This is a genomic window from Nostoc sp. DedVER02 (assembly GCF_034530675.2).
Classification (GTDB): Bacteria; Cyanobacteriota; Cyanobacteriia; order Cyanobacteriales; family Nostocaceae; genus Nostoc.
The window spans coordinates 15,402-39,853 of record NZ_JAVRCP020000007.1 but is presented as its reverse complement, the minus strand read 5'-3'; the positions used below and the strand labels follow the sequence as shown (position 1 = coordinate 39,853).

Annotated in this window: 15 protein-coding genes and 1 other RNA gene; 11 read left to right on the top strand and 5 right to left on the bottom strand. The window is 40.8% G+C overall.

Annotated elements, in window-relative coordinates; translation table 11 throughout:
• The first annotated feature begins 486 nt into the window (after nucleotides 1-486).
• From RMZ41_RS10250 to RMZ41_RS10210, 9 genes are all read left to right on the top strand, one after another.
• Entirely contained in the window at nucleotides 487-1,011 is a 525-nt protein-coding gene (locus tag RMZ41_RS10250) for a pentapeptide repeat-containing protein (RefSeq protein WP_322641435.1), read from the top strand.
• Nucleotides 1,008-2,162: a 5-(carboxyamino)imidazole ribonucleotide synthase gene (locus RMZ41_RS10245; RefSeq protein ID WP_322641461.1), complete on the top strand. Its 1,155-nt coding sequence runs from the start codon at nucleotides 1,008-1,010 to the stop codon at nucleotides 2,160-2,162. The genes RMZ41_RS10250 and RMZ41_RS10245 overlap by 4 nt, the downstream gene beginning before the upstream one ends.
• A 60-nt stretch (nucleotides 2,163-2,222) precedes the next feature.
• Nucleotides 2,223-2,406, top strand: a non-coding RNA gene (gene ssrS, locus RMZ41_RS10240) — 6S RNA.
• A 136-nt stretch (nucleotides 2,407-2,542) separates the two neighbouring features.
• On the top strand, nucleotides 2,543-8,452 hold the full coding sequence (locus RMZ41_RS10235; RefSeq protein ID WP_322641436.1) for an AAA family ATPase: 5,910 nt from the start codon (nucleotides 2,543-2,545) through the stop codon (nucleotides 8,450-8,452).
• Nucleotides 8,453-8,700: 248 nt separating this feature from the next.
• On the top strand, nucleotides 8,701-10,029 hold the full coding sequence (locus RMZ41_RS10230; protein ID WP_409875067.1) for a M16 family metallopeptidase: 1,329 nt from the start codon (nucleotides 8,701-8,703) through the stop codon (nucleotides 10,027-10,029).
• Between the two features lie 108 nt (nucleotides 10,030-10,137).
• Nucleotides 10,138-11,409, top strand: a complete 1,272-nt coding sequence (locus RMZ41_RS10225; RefSeq protein WP_322641462.1) for a pitrilysin family protein — start codon at nucleotides 10,138-10,140, stop codon at nucleotides 11,407-11,409.
• Between the two features lie 110 nt (nucleotides 11,410-11,519).
• Nucleotides 11,520-12,548, top strand: coding sequence for a peptidoglycan-binding domain-containing protein (locus RMZ41_RS10220; RefSeq protein WP_322641438.1), 1,029 nt, complete (start codon nucleotides 11,520-11,522; stop codon nucleotides 12,546-12,548).
• Between the two features lie 156 nt (nucleotides 12,549-12,704).
• The gene (locus RMZ41_RS10215) at nucleotides 12,705-12,887 is read left to right on the top strand and encodes a hypothetical protein (protein WP_322641439.1); all 183 of its coding nucleotides are present in this window, start codon (nucleotides 12,705-12,707) and stop codon (nucleotides 12,885-12,887) included.
• Between the two features lie 29 nt (nucleotides 12,888-12,916).
• Nucleotides 12,917-13,270, top strand: coding sequence for a phage holin family protein (locus tag RMZ41_RS10210; RefSeq protein WP_322641440.1), 354 nt, complete (start codon nucleotides 12,917-12,919; stop codon nucleotides 13,268-13,270).
• 4 nt (nucleotides 13,271-13,274) lie between these two features.
• On the opposite strand, the gene RMZ41_RS10205 is transcribed toward RMZ41_RS10210, so the two are convergent.
• The 3 genes from RMZ41_RS10205 to argS form a co-directional block, all read right to left on the bottom strand.
• Nucleotides 13,275-13,727, bottom strand: coding sequence for a cobalamin biosynthesis protein (locus RMZ41_RS10205; RefSeq protein WP_322641441.1), 453 nt, complete (start codon nucleotides 13,725-13,727; stop codon nucleotides 13,275-13,277).
• Nucleotides 13,728-13,764: 37 nt separating this feature from the next.
• Entirely contained in the window at nucleotides 13,765-14,328 is a 564-nt protein-coding gene (locus tag RMZ41_RS10200; RefSeq protein ID WP_322641442.1) for a Uma2 family endonuclease, read from the bottom strand.
• Between the two features lie 156 nt (nucleotides 14,329-14,484).
• Entirely contained in the window at nucleotides 14,485-16,248 is a 1,764-nt protein-coding gene (argS, locus tag RMZ41_RS10195) for an arginine--tRNA ligase (RefSeq protein ID WP_322641443.1), read from the bottom strand.
• 395 nt (nucleotides 16,249-16,643) lie between these two features.
• Between argS and RMZ41_RS10190 the strand changes: the two genes are divergently transcribed.
• Nucleotides 16,644-16,898: a type II toxin-antitoxin system HicB family antitoxin gene (locus RMZ41_RS10190; protein ID WP_322641444.1), complete on the top strand. Its 255-nt coding sequence runs from the start codon at nucleotides 16,644-16,646 to the stop codon at nucleotides 16,896-16,898.
• Between the two features lie 39 nt (nucleotides 16,899-16,937).
• On the opposite strand, the gene murD is transcribed toward RMZ41_RS10190, so the two are convergent.
• A complete protein-coding gene (murD, locus tag RMZ41_RS10185; RefSeq protein WP_322641445.1) occupies nucleotides 16,938-18,398 on the bottom strand; it encodes a UDP-N-acetylmuramoyl-L-alanine--D-glutamate ligase in 1,461 nt (486 codons plus the stop codon).
• Nucleotides 18,399-18,482: 84 nt separating this feature from the next.
• Complete coding sequence (glyS, locus tag RMZ41_RS10180) at nucleotides 18,483-20,669, bottom strand: glycine--tRNA ligase subunit beta (RefSeq protein WP_322641446.1); 2,187 nt, start codon at nucleotides 20,667-20,669, stop codon at nucleotides 18,483-18,485.
• Nucleotides 20,670-22,144: 1,475 nt separating this feature from the next.
• On the opposite strand from glyS, the gene RMZ41_RS10175 reads away from it, so the two are divergent.
• The gene (locus RMZ41_RS10175) at nucleotides 22,145-23,434 is read left to right on the top strand and encodes a glycosyltransferase family 4 protein (protein ID WP_322641447.1); all 1,290 of its coding nucleotides are present in this window, start codon (nucleotides 22,145-22,147) and stop codon (nucleotides 23,432-23,434) included.
• Nucleotides 23,435-24,452: the final 1,018 nt, after the last annotated feature.

The following is a 24,452-nucleotide window of genomic DNA, read 5'->3' as shown; positions in this document are numbered from 1 at the left end:
TATTAAGGAGAGGGAAGCCGGAGGCAGGGTGAGGTATTTAATTTGACCTACTTACTTAACTCCCCAATCAGAAATTTCAACTCATAACTCAATACAGTTCAGATAAGACCAAAGCACTTGTAGAGACGGCGATTTATCGCGTCTCAAAAACCAAAAATTTTTACCAATAGCCCTTAACTGAGCCGTATTGACTCATAACTAGCCCTTTCAAGCTGGACAATAATTCCTCTTTTCTCTGTGTTGCGCCAGGTGCTACGACGAGGGGAACCCCCGCAACGCACTGACTTTTCTGCGCCTTTGTGGTTCAATAAAATACTTTTAAACCGCAGAGGCAAAAGAGACGCAGAGATTTTAAGAGTCGCATCTGTCCTTTTTGCGTTACAAAATATTAAGTAAGGGAAATACACATCCCTCAAATCCAGTAGCAAGGCTGCGAGTTTTAATTAGAATCAGTCAGCCCTGCTAATATTCAAATACGGTAATTAAATGCAGCAATTAAACACCAAATTGACTCTCAGCATATTTTGGCGGCAATGGTTGGCGTTCCTACTAGGAATTATTATATGGTGCGTGGCTAATCCTGCACTGGCGGTAAGCTGGACTCATCCACTGTCATTTAGTAATGCAGAGTTGTCAAGACGTGATTTTTCTGGTGACAGTTTGCAAGCTGCGGAGTTTTCTAACGCCAACATGGAACTGGCTAATTTTTCAAACGCTGATTTGCGGGGAGCAGTTATGAGTGCTTCTGTGATGACAAAAGCGAATCTCCACGGAGCAGATTTAACTAATGCAATGGTCGATCAGGTAAACTTGACTAAGGCAGATTTGAGTGATGCAGTTTTCAAAGAAGCTCTTTTGCTCCGCGCCATCTTTGATGATGTGAATATAGACGGTGCAGATTTTACAGATGCAATTTTGGATCGGGCGCAAATCAAAGAACTGTGTCAAAAAGCCAGTGGTGTGAATTCCAAAACAGGCGTGCAAACTCGTGATTCTTTAGGATGTCAATGAAACGTGTTGGTGTAATTGGTGGCGGACAACTTGCCTGGATGATGGCGGATGCAGCACAGAAGTTAGGAGTAGAGTTAGTAGTACAAACTCCAAGCGTTCACGATCCGGCCGTGTCAATCGCTCAAGAAACTGTTTTCGCGCCAGTTGATGACGCAAGTGCTACGGAAATATTAGCTCAAAAATGCGATGTCATCACCTTTGAGAACGAATTTGTTAACTTAGATGCCTTATCTCTTTTAGCGAAACAAGGTGTTTGTTTCCGTCCCAGATTAGAAGCTTTAGCTCCCCTTTTAGATAAATATCATCAGCGTTGCTATTTAAGGAATTTGGGCTTACCAGTTCCTCAATTTTTTGCCCTTGACGAGGTGGAAAATATTCAATCAAAAATAGAATATCTAGGTTTTCCAGCAGTCTTAAAATCCCGTCGCCACGGTTATGATGGTCAGGGTACTTTCATAATTCAAGATTTTGTGACTTTAGAGCAAAAACTAAGTTATGAAACTACAACAAAAACTTTAAATCAATCACTTTTCTTGTTAGAAGAATTTATTCCTTTTGAAAGAGAACTAGCAATAATTGCAGCGCGTTCTGTGGAGGGAGAAATTGTCACTTACCCTGTGGTAGAAACTCAACAAGAACAACAAGTGTGTCGGCGGGTAATTGCGCCTGCTAATATTACACCCAATCAAGTAGCAGAAATTGAAGCGATCGCACATACTCTATTAAATAGCCTAGAAGTAGTAGGAATCTTTGGAATTGAGCTATTTCTCAGGGCTGATGGCAAAGTCCTGGTAAATGAAATAGCGCCCCGTACTCACAATTCTGGGCATTTTTCGATTGACGCTTGTGAAACTTCTCAGTTTGAGCAGCATCTTCGAGCCGTTTGTGGTTTACCTTTAGGGAATCCGGCTTTGCAGTGCGCTGGTGCTGTGATGGTTAACCTGCTGGGGTATGAAAATTCTGACAGCGACTACCAAAGCCAGCGTCAACAAATAGCAGAAATTCCCCAAGCGCATATTCACTGGTACGGGAAGACAGAATCACGTCCTGGGCGGAAGTTGGGACATGTTACCGTTTTGCTGGACGATCAAAATCGAGAGCAAGCGATCGCGATCGCCCACAGCATAGAATCTATCTGGTATCCCAGGTAAATTGATCAGAAACTTTTGATGTTGAACACACAACATCTTTTGAAAAGCTATAATGAGGTAGTTGCACTACGACGTTGGTGACTGCCATCAAGTTTTTTGATCTATGCCTTTAATGACAAGGGAATCAACTGTTCTCGTGGCAGTATACCGGGCATGTACCCGGAAACTTTAAACGAGGAATTTAGGTTCCCACCTGGATAAACCCAGGTCATAAACTTAGGTAAAACGGCGTCGCGGTGAACTTAAAATTATTAGCTCCCAAAATTACTTAGAATTTGGGAGCTTTAATTATTTCAATCAGTTTAAAATAAGCGAACTGACAGTAAAAATTGCCATGTTTTTGGGAAACCTAGATACTGAGGTCTCAAAAATTAAGTCGTATGGTCAGCATTCTCGGATATCAAATTAGCAAAGAACTCTACAACGGTTCAAGAACCTTGGTTTATCGCGCTAATCGAGAAACTGACCAAAAATCTGTGGTGATTAAGCTGATGAAAACTGCTTATCCCAGCTTCAGCGAATTGGTACAGTTTCGCAACCAGTTCACCATTGCTAAAAATTTGAATCTACCTGGAATCATCCAAACCTATAGTCTGGAACCCTATCAGAATGGCTATTTGTTAGTGATGGAAGACTTTGGGGGAATTTCTCTAAAGCAGTGGCAAGACACAGGAGAGAATAGGACAATAGGGGAAACACCACAAACTCTAATTGAGTTTTTACAAGTAGCGATCGCTCTGTGCAATACATTAGATATTTTAATTCGTTATCGGATCATTCACAAAGATATTAAACCCGCCAATATTTTAATTAATCCAGAAACTAAAGAAGTTAAGTTAATTGACTTTAGTATTGCATCTTTATTACCACGAGAAACTCAAAGCCTCATAAGTCCTAATGTATTAGAAGGGACACTTGGCTATTTGTCTCCAGAGCAAACTGGGCGAATGAATCGGGGAATTGATTACCGGACTGATTTTTATTCTCTGGGTGTAACTTTTTACGAATTACTAACAGGGCAATTACCATTTCAATCGCACGATCCGATGGAATTGTTGCATTGTCATATTGCCAAACTTCCGCCTTTAGTACATGAGATTAATCCGCAAATTCCGCCTGTACTATCATCTATTGTCAGCAAATTGATGGCAAAAAATGCCGAAGACCGCTATCAAAGTGCATTTGGGCTGAAATATGATTTAGAAAATTGTTTGACTCAACTCAAAAAAATAGGAAAAATTGTAAGTTTTCCAATTGCTCAACGGGATGTGTGCGATCGCTTTATTATCCCAGAAAAACTCTATGGTCGTGAGCATGAAGTAGAAACTCTGCTCAAAGCCTTTGACCGCGTTACCAACCCCCCTGAGTCCCCCCTTACCAAGGGGGGACTCAGGGGGGTAGAACTAATGCTGGTGGCTGGTTTTTCTGGTATTGGTAAAACTGCTTTGGTCAACGAAGTTCACAAACCCATTGTCCGGCAGAGGGGCTACTTCATTAAAGGTAAATATGACCAATTTAATCGTAATATTCCTTTCTCGGCTTTTGTACAGGCATTTCGAGGCTTAATAGAACAATTGCTCAGTGAAAGTGATACTCAATTGTCAACTTGGAAAAATAAAATTTTACAAGTGCTGGGCGATCAGGGGCAAGTCATTCTTGAGGTAATCCCCGAACTAGAACAAATTATTGGTCAACAACCACCTGCAACGGAACTCTCACCAAGTGCATCACAAAATCGCTTCAATTTACTCTTCCAAAAATTCATTCAGGTATTTACCACAAAAGAACATCCATTAGTAATTTTCCTCGATGATTTGCAGTGGGCTGATTCTGCATCGCTCAAATTAATGCAGTTGCTGATCAGCGAATCAGGAAATGGATATTTACTTTTAATTGGGGCTTATCGAGATAACGAAGTATCTACAACACATCCATTAATGTTGACTTTAGCAGATGCTCGCAAAGCGAATGCCACAATTAACTCTATTACTTTAGCTCCATTAACTACAGCTAGTTTAAATCAATTAGTAGTTGATACATTGAGTTGTTCAGCCAAAATTGCCCAACCTCTAACGCGGCTCGTTTATCAAAAAACTCAGGGAAATCCATTTTTTACAACGCAATTTATTAAAGCTATATATGAAGATAAACTTATTGTTTTTAATTCTGAGCAAGGATACTGGCAATGTGATATTGCTGGTGTTAAAGCACTTGCTCTCACTGATGATGTAGTAGAGTTTGTGGCACAACAGTTACAAAAGTTGCCAGAAGCAACGCAAAATATGTTGAAATTAGCCGCGTGCATTGGCAATTATTTTGATTTGCTAACCTTAGCAATTGTTTCTGAACAATCTGAAGGCGAAACCGCAGCATCTTTATGGAAAGCTTTGCAAGAAGGATTAGTTTTACCTACTACTGAAGTTTATAAATTATTTCAAACTAATGGGCATGATTCTTATTTAAATCCTTTAAACCCCAATTTCCAAGTTCCTATTTACAAATTTTTACACGACCGAGTACAACAAGCTGCTTACTCTCTAATTCCAGATGAGGAGAAACAATTTACCCATTTTAAAATTGGTCAATTACTTTTACAAAATACGTCTGATTCTCAGCAGGAAGATCGAATTTTTGAAATTGTCAGTCAGTTAAATTGTGGAATAGCATTAATTACCCTACCAAATGAACGCCAAAGATTAGCTCAGTTAAATCTGAATGCTGGTCAAAAAGCAAAAGAAGCTACCGCTTATAGTGCAGCAATTCATTACCTCAATTATGGAATACAGTTACTGACAATTAATAGTTGGGAAATTGCCTACGAACTGACTCGAAATTTATACGAAGAAGCCGCCGAAGCTAGCTTTCTAAACAATGAGTTTGAGCAGATGGAATCTCTTATCCAGGTTGTTATTCAAAAAACAACTACCTTACTGGATAGAGTGAAAGTTTATGAAGTCCAACTCCAAGCTTATCAGGTTCAAGGTCAACCATTCCGAGCGATCGCAACTGGGCGTGAACTTCTTGCTCAACTTGGAGTAACATTACCTGAATCAGTAACACCTTCAGACATTCAGCAATATGTAGTAAACACGCTCTCCACCTTAGCAGGTAGAAGTATTGAGAGCTTAGTTGATTTGCCATTGATGGATGATACCAAAGCTTTAGCTGCCTTGCGGATTATGGCTTGCATTGCTCCCGCCATCCATCAGGATTGCTCGTATCTGTTTCCAATTTTGGCCTGCGAAGAAGTGAATTTATCTCTTACATACGGCAATGCAACACTTTCTGCACCAGGTTATGCAGATTTTGGAATTGTACTTAATGCTTGTAACCAACTCGAGTCAGGCTATGAATTTGGTAAGCTAGCTTTAATGCTTTTAGATAGATTTCAAGCAAAATCTGTTCAAAGCATGACTATATTTAAGGTAGCTGCATTAAATCAATATAATAAACAACATATTCGCACCTCTATAAGTTTATTACAGGAATCCCATAATATTGGATTAGAGACAGGCGATTTTTTTCATGTGATTACATCCATGATTTTCAAGTTCTTCTATGTCTATTTAAGTGGGACAGAAGTTTTGGAAATCTTGTTAGCAGATATTAAAGCCTACGAGTCTAATTTTGCCAAAACTCAGCGCTTATTAAATTGGTCGATTATAATCTGTCAAAGCATTAAAAATCTAACCGAATATAGCAATACTCCAGAGTTAATTATTGGTGAAGATTGTCAATATAAACAACTATTATCTACACTCCTTAAAGAAAACGACGAATTTACACTCCATATATTTTTCTTAAGTAAATTAACACTCAGTTATCTGTTTGAGGATTTTCCGGCGGCACTTGAGAATGCAAATCAGGGAGAGCAATACCTCAACGGTCGCGCCGGAATGCTATCAGTGCCTGTCTTCTACTATTACGATTCTTTATCTCGGCTTGCTGTCTATCCCACGGCTGAACCATCTCAACAGGAGAAATTACTCTTGAAGGTTGGCGAAAACCAGGAAAAATTGCAGTTTCAAGCCAAATTCGCACCGATGAATTTCCAGCACAAATTTGATTTGGTGGAAGCAGAACGCCACCGGGTTTTAGGCGAAAAAATAGCAGCAATAGAATTGTACGATCGCGCCATAACTCTAGCGAAAGAAAACGAATATATCCAAGAAGAAGCTTTGAGCAATGAGTTAGCTGCCAAGTTCTACCTCGACTGGGGCAAAGAAAAAATCGCCCAAGCTTATATGCAAGAAGCTTATTACTGCTATGCTCGTTGGGGCGCTAAAGCCAAAACTGAGGATTTAGAAAAACGCTATCCTCAACTTCTTGCTCCCATCTTACTAGCGCAACTTAATCACTTTCAACTGAGTTCAACTGTTGATGGATCATCATTTCCACATCAAACCATCCACACAAATCTTTCTAGCAACAGTATTTCTCAAGCCCTCGATTTTGCCACCATCTTTAAAGTCTCGCAAGCTCTCTCCAGTGAAATTCAATTAGAGCAATTGCTCACTACCCTCTTGCGAGTGGTGATGGAAAATGCTGGAGCGAAAAAAGCTGCCCTACTTGTACTTGAACAGAGCAACTTAGTGGTTAAAGCTGTAGCCACCATCCATGAAGGGGTGACTCTAGTATCTGTACCATTGTCAAGCAGCCAAAACATTCCGATCGCATTGGTAAACTATGTCAAACACAGCTTAAAAACTGTGGTGCTGGATGATGCAACAGCAAAAAACGATTTTTTTACTGACCAATATTTGATGCAGCAACAACCCAAAAGTGTGTTGTGTACGCCGATTTTGCATCATGGCCAATTAATCGGGTTACTATATCTGGAAAATAAGTTGACGATTGGCGCATTTACAAGCGATCGCACCGAAGTTATCCAACTGCTATGCGCTCAAGCCGCCATCTCTCTAGAAAATGCCCGTCTTTATCAAGAATCTCAAAATTATGCCCAAGAGTTAGAGCGATCGCTCGCTCAACTTCGCGCTAGCGAAGCCCGCTTCCAGAAACTCGCTGATAATATTCCTGGAGCAATTTACCAAATACGTTTAAATGCTGACGGTTCGACTTCAATGCCCTACGTCAGTTCTGGCTGCTACAACCTTTATGAAGTGACAGCAGAGGAAATAATGACAGGAACGCAGAGTCTTCGTTCTATGGAACATCCAGATGATTTTACCAGTATTCAGCAGGCGATGAGCTACTCTGCTGAAAACATCACACCATTTCGACACGAATGGCGAATTATCACATCTTCAGGAACCGTAAAATGGCTTCAAGGTGCATCCCAACCAGAGCGACAAGCTGATGGCTCGATTATATGGGATGGCGTAATCATAGATGTTAGCGAACGCAAATTTGCTGAAGCCGCACTACAAGAGTCTGAAGCTGATTTACGGCACAAATCTCAGGATTTAGAAGAAGCGCTGCAAAATTTCCAACAAGCCCAATTACAAATGGTGCAAAATGAAAAAATGGCAACCTTGGGTAATTTGGTTGCTGGGGTGGCACATGAAATTAATAATCCCCTTGGATTTTTGAAAGGCAGTGTCAACAATACCGAAGAGTATATTCAAGACTTACTCGCCCATATCCAATGCTACCAAGAATATTATCCCAATCCGGCGATCGCAGTCATTGAGCATGGTGAAGAAATTGACTTAGAATTCTTGACTGAAGACTTACCAAAGCTCGTAAGCTCAATGAAGGTAGCAAGCGATCGGATTGAGGACATTAGTACCAGCCTCCGCACCTTCTCCAGAGCCGATACAGCCGAAAAAGTTGCTTGTAATCTCCATGAAGGGATTGAAAGTACGCTGTTGATTTTGAAGTATCGCCTCAAAGCTAATGAAAAACGTCCAGCAATTGAAGTCATTACCGAATATGGAAAGTTACCAGAAGTCAAGTGCTTTTTAGGACAGTTAAATCAAGTATTTATGAACATCCTTGCTAATGCCATTGATGCCTTAGATACATGCATTGAAGGGCTTTCTTTTAATCAAGTACGAGCCAATCATCAGCAAATACTGATTCACACCGAAGTATCCAGTAACCAACGCACGGTAGTAATTCGCATCAAAGATAACGGACGAGGGATTCCAGAAGAGGTTAGAGTAAGGATTTTTGACCACCTGTTTACAACTAAAGAAGTTGGCAAAGGAACAGGATTAGGATTAGCGATCGCTCGTCAAATTGTCGAAGAAACCCATAATGGGCGCTTGAGTTGCAATTCTATGCTTGGCGAAGGAACAGAATTTGTCATTGAGATTCCAGTATTTTAACTACAGTGTGTTGCAAGTACATAAGGTACATAACCCCTACCCAATCCTCCTGTTGATAAAGGGCTACGGTGTACACACAAGTCGGAAATAGTAGTCTGTCAAGGAATTAAATTCTTTGTAGAGGCGGCGATTTATCGCGTCTCTGTAATATTGCGATTTTCCTCTCAATGCATAACGTTTCTAATTTTTCGGTAATCTGGAGGACAGTAATAGCACAATTCTTCAAAATCTGTATAACTTGATTCTAAATGAGGTATCGTTCAGAGTTAAGATTACACAATTGCATTGAATTGTGGTTAAAGCTACAAAAATTGTTAAAACAACTAACTAATACCGTATTTCCAGCCTCAGTCTTCCGACTAGAGAGTGGTTTAACTTTTATTCATCAAGAGATTCCCACTACTCCTGTAGTTGTGGCAGATGTTTGGGTGCGTGCTGGAGCCAGCTTAGAGCCAAAACCGTGGTTCGGCATGGCGCACTTTTTAGAACACATGATTTTTAAAGGGACGGCGACGCTACCCCCGGGAATGTTCGATTCCAAAGTTGAAAACCGGGGTGGCGTAAGTAATGCGGCGACAAGCTATGATTATGCTCATTATTCACTCACTACAGCTGCCCCTTATTTAAAAGATACTCTGCCCTACTTGGGAGAACTCCTGCTAAATGCGGCAATTCCAGAAGATGAATTTAGCCGCGAACGAGACGTTGTACTAGAGGAAATTCGCTCTTGTCAAGACGATTCCGACTGGATAGGATTTCAAGCTTTGATTCAAAGCATCTATCCACATCACCCTTACGGACGTTCGGTGTTGGGTACTGAGCAAGAACTGATGCAGCAATCGCCAGAAGCAATGCGCTGTTTTCACCGCACTCACTATCAGCCGGAAAACATGACAGTGGTAATTGCTGGGGGTATAGCGCAGCAATCAGCTTGCGAATTAGTAAATCGTTCATTTACTGATTTTGGTGAACGCTCAGATTGTCCGCAGTTTGAGAAAGTGGCAAAGCCAGTAATAACAGGAATTCAGCGTCAAGAACTGTGTTTACCACGCATAGAGCAAGCGCGATTGTTGATGGCTTGGCTAGTACCAGGAGTAGAAGAAATCCGCACTGGCTATGGTTTAGATTTGTTGTCAGTGTTATTGGCAGAAGGGCGAACTTCGCGTTTAGTGCGTGATTTACGAGAAGATTTGCAATTGGTACAAGGAATTTATAGTAGTTTTTCTCTACAACGGGAATCAAGTTTATTTACAATTACTGCCTGGTTAGAACCAGAAAATCTAGAAAAAGTTGAGTCTTTAATTTGCGCTCATTTGGATGATTTACAGACTAAAGAAATTAGTGAACAAGAACTTGCTCGTACACGCAGGGTACTGTGTAACGAGTATGCATTTTCTACTGAAACGCCAAATCAACTGACGGGGCTTTATGGATATTACAACACCATCGCCCAAGCTGAATTAGCTGTGACATATCCGCACCAGATTCAGTCTTTTGATGCCCAAGAACTACAAAAATTAGCGAAACAGTATCTATCACTGGAAAATTATGCGGTTACTGTCCTTAAATCTTGTTAGGGATTGGGAATTGGGAATGGGGCATTAGTTTTTGGCAAATGACAAAGGACAAAGGACAAATGACAAATGACGAATGACAAAGGACGAATGACAAATGACAAAGAACAAATGACAACCTTGCTGCAAAAAGCGCCCATACATCGCACCGTATTAAATAATGGCATTGTCGTGTTGGCAGCAGAAAATCCGGCTGCGGACATTATTGCAGCGCGAATCTTTGTGCGTGCCGGTAGTTGTAACGAAAACCGCGAGCAAGCAGGATTGGCACATTTGCTATCAGCAGTGATGACAAAGGGATGCGATGGACTTTCTAGTTTGGAAATTGCGGAAAAAGTCGAATCTGTAGGGGCGAGTTTAAGTGCGGATGCTGGCACTGATTATTTTTTGCTGTCTTTCAAGACGGTAACATCCGATTTTGGGGAAATTTTAGCATTGGCAGGGCGGATTTTGCGATCGCCTACTTTTCCCGAAACTCAAGTTGAACTAGAACGCCGTTTAGCACTCCAAGATATTCGTTCCCAAAAAGAGCAACCGTTCAATGTCGCCTTTGAACAAATGCGGCAGGTAATGTACCAAAATCATCCCTACTCTATGTCAGTGCTGGGAGATGAAACCACTATGAGTAGCTTAACTCGCGCAGATTTAGTGGAGTATCATCAAACTTATTTCCGCCCAGATAATGTAGTAATTAGCATTGCTGGGAGAGTCACACCCACAGATGCAGCAGCTTTAGTGGAAGAAGTTTTTGGTGATTGGCAAGCGCCAGCCCAAGCACTGCCAATACTAAATTTACCTGAGATTAAAGTGGAACCGCAGGTAAGGATTAAGCCAGTACAGACACAACAATCAATCGTGATGCTTGGTTATTTGGGAACATCGGTGAATTCTGTTGACTATGCCGCCCTGAAGTTGCTGTGTACTTACTTGGGAAATGGGCTTTCTAGCCGCTTATTTGTTGAATTACGGGAAAAACGCGGTTTAGCTTACGAAGTATCCGCTTTTTACTCTACAAGGCTATTTCCAGCCTCATTTGTGGTTTACATGGGTACAGCACCGGAGAATACCAGCATTGCCCTAGAAGGACTGCGGACAGAGGTAGATTTATTGTCTACTGCCGAAGTCTCCCAAAGCGCACTCCAGGCTGCTAAAAATAAGATTTTGGGGCAGTACGCTTTGGGTAAACAAACAAACGGGCAAATTGCTCAGATATACGGCTGGTATGAAATTTTAGGCTTAGGAATTGATTTTGACACCAAGTTTCAAGAATTGATTGCGGCGGTGAGTGCCAAAGATGCGATCGCTGCCGCAAGTAAGTATTTAAAATCACCTTATTTATCTTTAGTTGGTCAAGAAGAAGCAATTAATCGGGCGATCGCGTAACTGAAAATTTGCTGCATCTACGCCCGTCGTAGACATCGTATAATAGAGCAGCTGTTTTTTAGCCCAAGCGGTTGTACCATTAGCATGAGAATATTCTGGGAGTAAATTCCATGCAAAGCAGCCTGACAGCAAGTATTTTGAGTTACTTAAAATTACTAGACCCCACTGTAAATCGCTGTAGAATGGAAAAACTGCAAAAGGTTTGCTGCCCAAAGAGGTTTAAATCTTTATCAGCCATTGAAATACTCTTCTGGGCTACACCTCTGCTTGTTGCCTCAACGCCTGTAGTATCAATTGCAGCACCACAAAAAATTGCTCAAGTCAATCCTAGTGATAGTATCAATCGCCCTACCCTCAAAGTTGGTAGCCAAGGCGAACGTGTATCTGAACTTCAGGCAGCCTTAAAACTTTTGGGTTTTTATTCTGGTGCTGTAGATGGTATATACAGTGAAAATACAGCTAATGCTGTTACCCGGTTCAAACAAGCAGCTGGTTTAAATCCAGATGGCGTTGTTGATGCTAGCACGTGGCAACGACTTTTCCCCAATCAACCAGTAGCATCCACCGTCCCTTCATCTCAGCCAAGATTTAACTCAGCTACAAATTTTCCTGTGCCAACCCAGGCTAGCAACGTCACCAACGTTGTAAATCCTAACCCGAACCCCCCAAGGCAAGCTGTAACCCAAGTGGTGACTAAGCCTGAGCCAAGACCTACTACCCCAAAAAAAGCCGTCAGACAAACTGCGACGACTAGCCCTGAGCCAAGACCAGCTACCCCAAGAAAAACTACAACTTCAAGCAGACAGAAAACACCGAATCGGACTACATCAACTACTCGAACTCAAGCAACTACACGGACTGGGCAAAATACTCGAACTCAGCCAAAAACAAGTACTCAGCGAACCCCTGGCATTCAATACACTTCAGAAGGATTGCCAATTTTGCGTATAGGATTACGTGGTTCTGAAGTTGTTAAGTTGCAACAACAACTGAAAAAGCTTGGTTTCTTGAAAGGCGATGCCGATGGAGATTTTGGCGCGACAACCGAGACTGCTGTAAAAGCAGCACAAAAGCGCTATGGCTTAGAAGCTGACGGTGTAGTTGGTGGCTCTACTTGGGAGGTTCTTTTACGCCGTTAGCCTTGTCAAGGAGCATCTACTTTGGCACTAATCAAAGGTGCAGACAAGATGCTTCAAAGTTCTGAACTTATTTCTTTTTTGGAAATTTCCAAGGTACAGAGGTTTTTCTCAACTTCAATAAACCTCTGTAGGGATTTGGCGCTTATAGAAATTTTTATGAATTTAATACGGTACATCCTGCAATACGATAAAGATACACCCATGAGAAGTATCTCTATGCCAGCACAGAAAAATTACATTACTTTTGGGCTGACAAAAGATAATGGCAACAATATGAGTCAAGCACAAAGACACCTGACAGTGTTACAAATCACAACTGGCAACAGTGAAATTAATTAAACTTACTGCTAATTCCTCTAAAAGAACTTATGCAACACTTTTTATTAACTTGGCTTGGTACTGCGGTAGCGTTATTTATTACTGCTAATATTGTTCCGGGATTCTATATCAAGAATTTTGTGGTTGCCTTAGTCGCTACCCTTGTTATTGGTCTGGTTAATGCATTTATAAGACCAATTTTGCAGATTTTGACCTTTCCCATTACCTTGCTCACCTTTGGTTTATTTACATTGGTAATCAACGCTTTAACCCTTTGGTTGGCAAGTGCCTTAACTCCTGGTTATGGTTTTGAGATTCAGGGCTTTTTACCTGCTTTGTTAGGTTCAATTGTGCTAGCTATTGTTTCCAGCATAATTAACTATTTTTTGAGAGTTGTTGACTAAAAAATTAGCAATTTGTAATAATCATATTTGAGGCTTGGGCAACAGCTAGCGTTACCGCTCCTGGTTGCCCTTGTAGCTGGAAAATTTGTTTAGGAAGCAAGAGGTTCATTTTCAATGCTTCTGTGCTGTTAAAAGGGGAAGCAATTAAATTAGCTGCAAGAATAGCAGCCGCCTCTGCTACGCTAGGTGTACCCACTTTGTAGTCGATATTTGTGGCAGGGTTGGGCACACACACAGAACGAAGAATTTCCGCAGAAAAGGTTTTTAGGGGTAGATTGCGTAGACGACAAAGTTCTACTAAGCCAACTTCTGAGGCTTTAGTGTCAATGGTAGCAATCCCTGCGATCGCACTTTGACAAAGTTGATTTTCTCGAAAGACTTGCTCAATTGCCCAATCAATCAATTGCCATGAGGTTCCCCGTTTACAACCAACTCCTAACCATAAAACCTGTTGCACTTGGTGTATTTCCTGATTAAATTCGTTAGGGTTTGGTTTACTCCAACAACCAACCAAATAAATCTCCTACTGTCAACCTCAACTCACTTGCAAAATCTGGCACAGGAATTAAAGCTTCTAATTCATCCAACATGATTGGCTGTTGATTGCGAATGTACACAAATACCGTTTGTTCTTCTGGATCGATCAGCCAACCCATTTGTGTTTCATAATTCAAGCAATGGAGAATATTTTTTGTAACTTTCGTTTGCCTTTGGTCAGGCGATAGAATCTCAATAGTCCAATCGGGAGATGCTTGGAAGACGTTGGCAACTTCACCATTTTCATCACGAGGAATTCTTTGCCAAGTAAATACAGCAACATCTGGCACTATTGACCTTCCACCAAAAGTACACCGCAGTTCTGGAAAAGCACGAGCAATTCGCTTGGGCTTGACCGTTAAGTTTACAGTGCTAACCATTTCACCTTGAATTATACTGTGCTTTCCCTGTGGCATAGGTTTTTGAATAATTTGTCCATCGATGTATTCACTAGCGGGCTTTGTTTCCGGTAACATTAGAAACTCTGCCAAAGTTATATTTTTTGATGGTGTCCGTACCATAAGCGATCGCCTCCAATTCCAAAAATTATGATTAACGAACCGCCATCGCGTAGCGTCTCGTTAGAGAAGACGCAAAGGACACCAAGAAGAAATTAATTTAACTCTTACTCAGCGCACCTTTGCGTTACCTCAGCGTCCCTTTGCGTTAAAAAAATATTACATCCTCTCTAAAACCTGAATTCCCAACAAATCTAGCCCCAACTTCAAAGTTCTAGCAGTCAAATCACACAGAATCAAGCGAGATGTTCGCTGCGGTTCCTCCGCTTCCAAAACCTGAACTCCCTGATTGCGATCGTAAAACTGATTAAACTTTTTACTCAGTTCGTACAGATACTCACATAAACGATTGGGCAGCAAATCTTGCTCTACATTACTAATAACTTCATCTAGCTGAAGTAAATATTTTGCTAGCGCTAATTCTGTTTCATGCTCCAACAAAATAGCATTGTTTCCCAACTCTTTAAAATTAATGTTACCCTTGCGGCTAATCCCCTGAATCCGCGCATAAGCATATAGCATATAAGGTGCAGTATTACCTTTGAAATCCAGCATTTTGTCGTAGCTGAAAATGTAGTTACTGGTACGGTTTTGGCTTAAGTCTGCATATTTAACTGCACTGATGCCAACTACCTTAGCAACTTCATTAATAAATTCTTCAGTTTCTTGGCGTTCTTCTTCTTGTAATCTACTTTTTAAGTCAGCATGGGCACGAGAAACAGCTTCATCTAATAAATCCCGTAACCGTACACTGTCCCCAAAACGAGTTTTGATTCTTTTACCATCTTCCCCTAACACCAACCCAAAGGGAACATGCACTAATTCCACATCATCAGGAATCCACCCAGCTTTGCGTGCTACTTGGAAAAATTGGGCAAAGTGGTTTCCTTGTCCAGCATCGGTTACATAAACTATCCGCTTTGCTTCATCTTGCTGAATCCGGTAGCGGAGAGATGCTAAATCTGTTGTGGCGTAGTTATAGCCGCCATCAGATTTTTGCACAATCAAGGGTAAAGGTTCACCTTCTCTATTTGTAAACCCTTCCAGAAAAACGCATTTTGCGCCCTGGTTTTCTACCAGTAAGCCAGATTTTTCTAAATCTTCCACAACGCCAGATAACAGGGGGTTATAGAAAGATTCCCCGCGTTCAGTTAACTTGATATCCAGCAACTCATAAATTACTTGAAACTCCTGCCGTGACTGTTCACATAACAGTTTCCAAGCATGGAGTGTATCTTCTGCACCTGCTTGTAATCTGACAACTTCTTGCCGTGCTGTTTCTTGAAAAGCTGCATCTGCATCAAACCGCAGTTTGGCTTTGCGGTAAAAAGTGACTAAATCACCAATATCTAAAGCATTAGCGGTGGTAAGCGCCTCTGGGTAAACTTCCCGCAGATAGGCGATTAACATCCCAAACTGCGTACCCCAGTCACCCACATGATTTAACCGCAGCACATCATGTCCTTGGAATTCTAAAATCCGGGCGATCGCATCACCAATAATGGTAGAACGCAAGTGTCCAACGTGCATTTCTTTGGCAATATTCGGACTGGAAAAATCCACAATTTCCCGCTTCGGTGTTTTCGCCGCTGGAAGTCCCAACCGGGGATCGGCTTGAATATTGTTCAATTGTGCTTCTAGATATGCCGTTTTTAATTTCAGATTAATAAATCCTGGCCCAGCAATTTCTGGCGGTTCGCAGATTTCGGATACATCTAGTTTCTCAGCGATCGCACCTGCGATCGCTCTTGGTTGCTTGCCTAATTTTTTACTCAGGGATAAAGCCACATTCGCCTGATAATCACCAAATTTAGGATTGCTAGCAGAAACCAATATTGGATCTACTCCCGCGAAATCAGCGCCAAAAGCCGCAACTATTGCCTGTTCAACCTGAAATTTTAATTTTTCTTGTGTAGCGTTCATATATAAATTTTATCTTTGAGAGAGGGAATGTAGCTCTGGAAAACCTTGATTATTCACTTTAGAAATCTGGAGATTCTGAAGAGAAATAAAAAATCAACACGCCGTTTGTAAAAGTATCTTTTTTGACAAAACTGCGTTTAACTCATCATATTTTGCACTTTCAAGTCTTTATACGCCACCAGGTTGCTAGATATTAATAATAACCTTGCTGTTTTCACAGCAAAGTTTTAACGAAACAGCGACTTACGTTGAAGCGTTTCCGAGCCAATTTCTCTCTAAATTATCACAGGCATTACCAAAAACTCAACTCCCCCAACGGTTTGATTGGGCTGTGTTTCAAGCGTTATACTTCGTTAATGCACGCGATTAAGATGTTCCCAAAATGAGGAAGACTAATGCGTTATACAGTTGTGATTGAAAAGGGAGAAACTAGCTATAGCGCTTATGTCCCTGATTTACCGGGTTGTGTCGCTGTGGGTGAAACTTTAGAAGAAGTCAAGCTAATGATTGCAGAAGCTATTGAATTTCATCTAGAAGGAATGCTAGAAGATAATTTACCTATTCCTCAGCCTACAAGCATCGCTCATGAGGTTGAAGTTGCAAAAGAATTATTTTTCAGCAGTACAAAAAGTGTTAATAATTTTACATAGTTTATTCACTGTGCAACTGCAAGCCACACAGTGAAGAAATTATAGGGAGGATGAAAGCATCAAGTTGTGTTGAAGCTTCCCTCCTGCCGCCCAAGCAAGGCACAACTCACGGAAGCGATCGCCCCGCACTTCAAAATTGGGGTACTGATCGAAACTCGCACAAGCCGGAGATAGCAACACCACAGGCGCTTGATATTCCTTGGCTAATTCCGCCGATTTTGGGATTGCCCTTTCCATAGTTTCCACAATTTCGTAAGAATAATACCCCACTTCTTGGAGACGCTGGGCAAATGCGGGTGCAGCAGAGCCAATCAATAATACAGCAGCCGCTTTGGTTTGAATTTGTGCTAGCCAGCCAGTATCATCGCCTGCTTTAGCTTCGCCACCAGCAATTAAAATCGCTGGAGTTTTCACAGATGCTAAACCAACTTCGGCAGCATCATAGTTAGTAGCTTTGCTGTCGTTGATAAAATCAATACCTTCCCAAGTGCAGATATGCTCCAAACGATGAGCAACACCGGGGAATTCACTAATTGCCCGTGCGATCGCATCACGATTAATTCCTGCTAATCGTGCCGTGGCTACTGCCATTAAGAGATTTTGCTGGTTATGTTCTCCCACCATTCGCAAAGTAGATACTTTTACAATCGCTTCTGGTGCTGAGGTTGCAGTCAGTTTTTCCACAACCCAGTCGTCCTCGATGTAAAAGCCTTTTTCGCTAATCAAGAAATCTTTTCCTTTGACACTTGTCCAATAAGCATCAGGCCAAGCACTTAAACCTTGTTGCCTCAAGTAGGCATCATCGCCATTGAACACTTGCAACTCGGACTGACGCAACAGCTTTGCTTTGATGTTGTAATAATTTTCTAAAGTCTTATGGCGACTCAGATGATCTGGTGTGAAAGTTGTCCAAACCCCGATACGTGGTGCAAGGGAACTGGAAGATTCTATTTGATAGCTGCTAACTTCCGCAATCACCCAATCGAGTGAAGAGTGATTGAATTTTTCTTCTACTCCCCCTGCTCCCTGCCCCCTGCTCCCTGCCTGGGATAGCGCAACTTCACAAGCGGCGTAGCCAATATTACCGCAGGCGGGTGCGTCTAATTCTGCTGCTTTAAAAATGGCAGCAATTAAAGCTGTGGTAGTAGTTTTGCCGTTAGTACCTGTAATTCCTACCCAAGGTAGGGATTGCAAATTTCGCCAAGCGAGTTCCATTTCGCCAATAGTTTCAATACCTAATTGGCGTGCCTTGATTAATACGGGAATATCCCAAGGCACGCCAGGACTAACAACTATTAATTGGGGTAAATTATCACCATTCAATTCTAGGGATTGGCCTAGTTTAACGGTTATTTGCTCGGCAACGAGTTCTTGTTGTTGTTGGAGGAGGGTTTCGGAGGTATTGCTATCACTTAGCTCTACCTCCCAACCTTCCCTTTTCAACAATCTCGCCGCAGCAACACCGGACTTTCCCAATCCAATAACAGTAGCTCTAGGCATAGATTGCAGCAGAGTGTCCCTGGTTAAGCACTCCCTATAGTAGCCTTTCTTGGTAAAAATTACACAACTTTTTGTTGACCTACGCTACAGATTTTTGACGATCGCACCAAAGTCAGCTAGAACACGGGCATGATTGCGAACTAATCCCAGTAAGTGCAATCGATTACGCTTAATTTCTGGATCGGAGTCCATAACTAAAACGCTATCTGGCCCATCAAAGAAGTTACTAACTGTCGGAGCAATTTTTCCTAGTGCTGCTACTAACAGTTGATAATTCCGTGTCTGCTGTGCTGTTTGAGTTTGTGGTACTGATTCGATTAAGGCATTATACAAAGCTTCCTCTGAAGGCTTCTGGAATAATTCTGGACGAACTACCGTTGTCGGTTCTAGCTGTTTTGTATCCAAATCACCTTGAGCGGCTAATCGTGTGGAACGGTTAACGGTTTCGTAGATGTTATCTAAGGTACTGTCGTTACGGATTTGTTGTAAGTATAAGGCGCGATCGCGGACATCCAATAAATCCTTTAACGTCCGTTCTGTGTATTCTGGGTCATTATCTCCTAAAACTGCATTTACCAAATCGTAATCAATCTTTTCTTCTTGCAATAAGGTGCGGATGCGTTGTAAGAAAAACTCTTGTAATGCTGTGGTTAATGATGCCCGATCTTTTTGATATTTCTCTGCAAAATCTGTTGCTATTTGTGCCAATAAACTATCTAAATTTATCGGTAAATTGTAAAACCAAGTAATTTTAACTACAGCATTAGCAGCCCGACGCAAGGCGAAGGGATCGGAGGAACCAGAGGGAATTAAACCTAAACCAAAGATACTTACCAAGGTATCTAATCTATCTGCCAAACCGACAATTTGACCTGTGAGTGTTTCGGGTAAATTGTCACCGGCTCCCGTTGGCAAATAATGTTGACAAATTGCTTTTGCTACTTCGGCATCTTCGCCACTGGCTAAGGCATATTTTTCTCCCATAATGCCTTGTAATTCTGGAAACTCATACACCATTTGAGTTACTAAATCTGCTTTACACAATAAAGCAGCACGTTGAATTTTTTGGCTTTGATTTTCTGCTAATTCTAATTGGGTGGTAATTTGTTCAGCAATCTTAACTACTCTATCTACCTTGATACGCACCGAACCCAATTCTTCTTGGAAAGTGACTTTTTCTAACTGCGGTAAAAAGCTATCTATTGGTTTAGTTAAATCAGCTTCGTAGAAAAATCTGCCATCAGCTAATCTGGCACGAATTACCCTTTCATTCCCGACGGCAACAATATCTGATTTTTTGGGATCGCCGTTAGAAATGGTGATGAAATTAGGCAATAATTGTTGCTCAGAACTATCTGGTTTAAATACAGGGAAATAACGTTGATGAGTCACCATGACTTCAGTAATTACCTCAGTTGGTAATTCCAAAAATTCTGGTTCAAATTTACCAACAACTATAGAAGGATATTCGACAAGATTGGTTACTTCCGCTAACAAATCGGGGTAAATGACTGTATACCCGCTTAAACTCTCTGCTACTGCCTTTACTTGCTCTTTAATCAGATTTTCCCGTTCTTCTGGGTCAACAGTGACATAAGCAGACTTGAGGGCGGTAACATAATCAGTAGCCTGGGGAATTGTCACAGGTTCAGGATGTAAGACACGATGACCTTGAGAAATGCGATCGCTCTGAATCGTTTTAGAACCATTTACCAATTCCAACGGTAGCACCGTCTCATCTAACAAAGCTACTAACCAACGAATTGGTCGAGAAAATCTCCCATCTCCATCTCCCCAACGCATCAACCGCTTACCTTCTAAACCCCAAATCCACTCTTGAACAAGTTCTGTCAAAATTTCCGCCACCGGACGACCGGGAATTCTTTTTTGCACAAAGACAAATTCTCCTTTGTCAGTGGGGCGAAGGAAGAGTGCATCCAGTTCTACACCTTGCTTTTTGGCAAAGCCGATAGCAGCAGGAGTCGGCTGACCATCTTTAAAGGCGGCTTGGACGGGGGGCCCTTTAACTTCTTCTTCTCGGTCTGCTTGCTGTGATGGTAGACCTTTAATCAATACCGATAAACGCCGGGGAGTACCGTACACCTGGACACTTTCACCTTGAAGGCTGTTTGCTTCCAAACTTTGGGGAATGCGTTCTCGCCATTGTATTAAGGCATCACTGAGAAAGCTTGCAGGTAATTCTTCTGTACCAACTTCTAATAGAAACGCTAAATTTCCTGATATATCAACACTCTTAACCTTTGCCATCATAATACTATACAAAAGATATACGATATTAGACTAGTTAAATGTGTAGCGTTAATTATTAAGTATAATAGAATACTTATCTACACAAATTTTTGTACCACCAAAATTATATATCTGTTGGATATTGAAAGTTGATTGGCTCTATATATTGCTCTCAGACTTGAATCAAAAGATAATTTAAATACATTTACAAGTGGAACTTATGCCGATTTATGGTAGAGACTCAGCCTCAGCAACACTTGGAAAAAAGATTATGGAATTATTGAAACAGGCATTTTTGATTATTGTATTTAACATTGTCGGCTCTATGGCTTCCATAGCGCTTGTCTCAACAACAAGTAATGTTTGAAGTCCGTTGTCCTAAAGGTAGCTTTGAGTCCGATCGCCGTAAGCCTATTAAGAATTTTAGAAAACTCTAGGTAACAGTATTTCTGTTTTCAACTTTGCATAGCTCAAATTTATCATTTATTATCAGGCGATCGCTGATGATTTTATAAGTCATAAACCTTGCTATAAAACTCATATTTAATTTTAAATATACGTAGGGTACGTTAGCCAGAGGCATAACGCATCAGCCGAAGGCTTTCGTGCCGTACTCTCGGCGATAACACGCCACTACAGATATTTAGATTTTTTTATAAATCAAATTGGATTGCTACACATATATCAAAAGAGATATATAGGAATCAAGTTTGATTTATGAAAATATACGTAGGATGTGAGCGCGGAGAGTACGGCATCAAACATTGAGAATAGTGCGTTACGAACTTCGTTCTAACACACTCTACAATACCTAATTTCGTTCAAAAATCAAATAGTAATTCTATAGATCGAGTACGCATTAGGTTTATTAAATAGACTTGGCATTTTCTCCAAAAATTTAAAAAAATGTTTTTCTTCATCGAAGGCGGCGGGAAACTCCATCCTGCAAGTGGCGTGGAGAGGGATAGCCGCCCCGCCACTTGGGGAATGGGGCATTGGGTTTAAAAAATTAGTACTTTTGAGTTACTGGAAAAATCGGATGCTTACCCATAAATACAATACTGATTACTTGGTTAAAAATACTTAATGTGCCAGTTCACAAGCCGGAATGTAGGTTATATGCATGATATTAAATCTCATGCTACAATCCCCTAAGTGTAAATTTCATGACTAAGTTCACTTTTAAATAAGTGAACAACTATCATAATATATGGAAAGAAATTTAAAGTGAACATTCAAAAATTATTAGTTAATACTGGTAAAATTTAAATATACAATTAAGTAAGTTTATCCAACCACAAAAACTGATAATTAATAACTAATAACTTTTAAAATGTACATATAAACTTCTTAAGTGGTATTGCTCACAACTGGGATTTACAAAAGTCATAATCTAATCACAACCTAAATTAAATAATACAAAGTTGCAGCCCCAAATGAAGTTAGCGATAAATTCACTTATCTTAGGCTGTCTTCACCAAACTTATATATAGCTCATGCACATTCTGATATATTCCTACAACTATCATCCAGAGCCAATTGGCATTGCTCCCTTAATGACTGAATTGGCAGAAGGACTAGTAAAGCGAGGTCATGAAGTGCGGGTGATTACTGGAATGCCCAACTATCCTGAGCGCGAAATTTACGATGGTTATCGAGGTAAGTGGTATATTAACGAACAAAAAAATGGTGTCACTATTCAGAGAAGCTACCTGAGAATCAAGTCTAAACCTAACCTTGTAGATCGGCTGTTACTAGAGTTAAGCTTTGTCTTCACAAGCTTGCCCCAAGCCTTTAAAGGTGAACGTCCAGATGTGATTATCTTAACAGTTCCACCTCTATTAGGTATTTTGCCAGCAACAATGTTTGGTTGGTTATACAACTGCCCATTAGTTCTAAATGTGCAAGATATCTTACCAGAAGCCGCTGTGCGTATCGGGCTACTGAAAAATAAGTGGATGATCCGAATTCTTGCAGCTTTAGAGAAATTTGCATATCGGACTGCACACACTATTAGCGTCATTGCCGATGGGTTTCGTGAGAACTTAGTGAATAAGGGAGTACCTGTTAATAAAATTGTTTGTATTCCTAATTGGGTTAATGTAAATTTCATCCACCCTTTGCCGAAACAGAACAACTCCTGGATATCTAGCCATCAACTTGATGGTAAATTTGTAGTCCTTTATTCGGGCAATATTGCCCTAACGCAAGGTTTAGAAATAGTAATAGAAGCAGCAGTTTGTTTAAGTCATATCAAAGATATAGTCTTTGTCATTGTTGGTGAATCAAAAGCATTGCAAAGCTTGCAAGAATATTGTCTATTACATAGAGCAGAGAATGTTTTGCTGCTACCGTTGCAGTCACGAGAAAAACTACCCGAAATGCTAGCTGCATCTGATGTGGGATTAATTGTGCAAAAACGCAATGTGATTTCGTTCAATATGCCCTCAAAAATACCACTACTACTAGCAAGTGGTCGCCCAATTGTGGGTTCAGTTCCTGCTACGGGTACTGCGGCTAAAGCAATCGAACTCAGTGGTGGTGGAATAATTGTGGAGCCAGAATCACCCGATGCAATGGCTGCTGCTGTGTATGATTTATATGCTAATCCTTCTCTAGGAAAAAGATTAGGTAACGCAGGAAGACATTTTGCTGAAGAAAATTATTCTTTGGAGCAAGCACTCGATCGCTATGAAGGATTGCTTTCTCATATTGTTACTAATCGAAAATCAACTGTGGGTATGTTGCCGAAATTCAATTCCAAGGAATCAGTTGTGGATGGTTAAAGGGCTTTTGACTAGACAAAAATTCGGTTTAATTTTTTAAATTACTTGTGTAAGTCAACCCCTTTCCTGCGGGATGCTACGCGAACGGGGAATTCAAAATTCAAAATGACGCTCTCTACGAGATACTAAAAGCGTAGCTTGCAACTCTTACAGAGTACGTGGACTCGCTCATAGCGTTGCCATACCGCAGGCTTTACACTGCGCTAACAAAATTCTTGCATTACAATCCCCATAAATAAATTTATTTGCTCTGAAAACATACCTAGCTTCGTAAAAATCAAATAGGAGTCCTATTCATAACCCTGATGATGATAAATGGAATCACCCATTTGGGTGATTTAAAAATCATCTGATCGGGTGAGCTAAGTGTAGGAAGATGAGAATGCTGAAAAATAGGACTCTAGAGTACACTGATTGATTGCACTTTGTTCGTTGTGAGGATAATTTGATGAAAGCCCCAATCTTGGTTAATAAGGCTGAATTAATCAGCATTGGCGTAGCCAGCCGCAGGCATCGCTCCATAGATTTTTCCTCCTTAAGATTAGTATTCAATACAACTCAAGAGGGATAAACTCATGTTTGAACTTACACAAATCCAGTATGTTATGTGGTTATAATGCAAGCAAGTACTTACATGTGCAACTAAGCCTTTGCAAAGCTCATGAACAACTCTCTCAAACAGTCTGTCTAATTTTATACCAATCTATCAAATAACTGCGCGAACAACTGGTTGTGTACTTGCAAAAAAGTCAAGATAAGGGCGCAGTATCTTCAGGTATAGATTTGAAAGCATCTGTAGATAGTTCCACAGGTAGGTTGCCTTACGGTATTCTGCGTTTTAGCAAAATTACTACATAAAACTAAAGTTTTGAATAGTACATAAGTTTTGAGGATATTTGCTTAATCAATTGCCATTGAGAGGAGGCAAAAAATTTAGTTAATTCCATTGCAACAAGATAAACCGAGTTTTCTCTCTGAGCGAAAGTAATGGGTTCATACTGACTAAAAAAGTTTTATA